Consider the following 1,615-nt stretch of genomic DNA (forward strand, 5'->3'; position numbering starts at 1 on the left):
GCCTGACAGTTACTCAAAACGGCATCACCGAAAAATTGCCCACCACCGCAACCGACAAAAACGGATTGCCGGTATATGTCAACTATAAAAAAACTGGTCATGATATCGAGGTTCGTGTTAGCCCAATGTTCCAGGTTCGCGGATTCTGGCGTTGCATCGCTGGTGTAGGTGGTGGTGTTATCGGAGGTGGAACTGGCGGAGGTTTAGCTGGCGCGGCTGTAGGAACGATTACGTTACCCGTTGTGGGTACTGTAAGCGCAGGCGTAGTTGGCCTTATCGGAGGTGCAGTTGGAGGAGGGCTGAGCGGTGCCGCAGCCTTCTGCTAATACCGATAAGAATCTCTGGCCTTACATTGCCGGAATCGTTGTAGCTGCGACTCTAACAGGGGCACTCTTCCTCATGCTAGGAATGCCACGACCCAAAATTATCCTGAATCCGATAGTAGCCGGAGGATACGGGGTTGCTTTTGTTCTCACGTGTGTTCAACTCAAGCGAAACAGCGGGAAAGATAACAATACGGGATGGCCTAAAACATCTAGTCACTATCCTTGAACCTCTTGCGTAAGCCTGACTGTGGAGGGTCTCGGTAACACCGGTTCCCTCCACGACTTTCTCGCTCTCATCACTCGCGCCACGCCTTTCTGGATGTGACCCGCGTTGTTAGGCAAGATGCAAGGTTCGTGCATGAGGCACCCCGGGAATTCTTGATTAACTACCTAGATTCTTTGGGTGATAGCGATTCTACCGTGGCATAGGCTTCCAAGTAATTCTCCGCCAGCGTATCTGGGTCTATCAGCTCGTCCTTGTCCGCTGCCAAAACCGCGTCAAACTGCTCTAACCCATTCTCGCTCAAAGCATGTTGAATCTGATTTTGCACCTGAGCGGGAAGGCCATGCCAATAATAACGGATACAGTCACCCGTTGCACCGTAACCGTGTCCTTTTTCACCGAGCGCTCATAGCCATAAGCCACCGCAAAGCGCTGCGCCACCCTTGAACACCAACACAGCATCAGTCCCAATGAACGCCAGGAACTGTTGCTCCACCCGCTTATGCTGGCCACGCCACGAGTTCATGAGGATGCTCTTTCAAATAATCCAGCCAAATACGTCCATATTCCTTGCCCATAAACCGGCTGATTTCCGGCCAATTCGGCAAACCCGAAAGCCGTAAAACCTGGGCGAAAATCTCCGTGTAATACCGGTCGGTGTTAATGTAATCGCGCCGCATCCCCTGAGCCAGGACATAATGCCCCCATCACCAACAAATCGCCCCCGATAGTTTTTCGGCTTCATGAGGTGCCATCCGGGGTGGCGAGCGTGGTTGGAATAATGGTCTGGCCTGGGGGGATGTGGGGTTTCAACATTTGTTGATGGGAAGTGTGTACATTTGGCGCTAGATTTCGGGTTCTTTCCGGTGGGAACATGGTTGTAGTTGCTGGGGCACTGGGTGGTGACCCGGTGGCGTAAACCAGGGAAGTTCACTAGAGAAAGGACGTGAGATGGAAACCGAGGCGGCTAGCCCAGTCCAGCAGTTGCGGCTTAGTGGCGTGGATTGTAATCGGGGGGCGAATGTGTTGATTCGCGATGTTAATCTGACCTTAGAGCCGGGAACCG

General features: G+C 52.7%; 2 protein-coding genes and 1 pseudogene. 1 reads left to right on the plus strand and 2 read right to left on the minus strand.

Annotated features, from left to right (window positions below; translation table 11 throughout):
* Positions 1 to 326 (plus strand): annotated as a pseudogene (locus HMPREF0577_RS10950) (hypothetical protein); the annotation flags it as partial.
* Positions 327 to 712: 386 nt separating this feature from the next.
* Here the strand turns inward: HMPREF0577_RS10950 and HMPREF0577_RS11395 are convergent.
* A complete protein-coding gene (locus tag HMPREF0577_RS11395) occupies positions 713 to 853 on the minus strand; it encodes a hypothetical protein (protein ID WP_155812130.1) in 141 nt (46 codons plus the stop codon).
* 196 nt (positions 854 to 1,049) lie between these two features.
* Positions 1,050 to 1,229 (minus strand): hypothetical protein, encoded by a 180-nt coding sequence (locus HMPREF0577_RS05880; protein WP_004012825.1) that lies wholly within the window; start codon positions 1,227 to 1,229, stop codon positions 1,050 to 1,052.
* Positions 1,230 to 1,615 lie beyond the last annotated feature (386 nt).

The organism is Mobiluncus mulieris ATCC 35243, assembly GCF_000160615.1.
Classification (GTDB): Bacteria; Actinomycetota; Actinomycetes; order Actinomycetales; family Actinomycetaceae; genus Mobiluncus; species Mobiluncus mulieris.

Bases quoted from the DNA above. Each gene is read 5' to 3' on its own strand.
- HMPREF0577_RS05880 (WP_004012825.1), bottom strand. From the start codon at position 1,229: ATGCGGCGCGATTACATTAACACCGACCGGTATTACACGGAGATTTTC.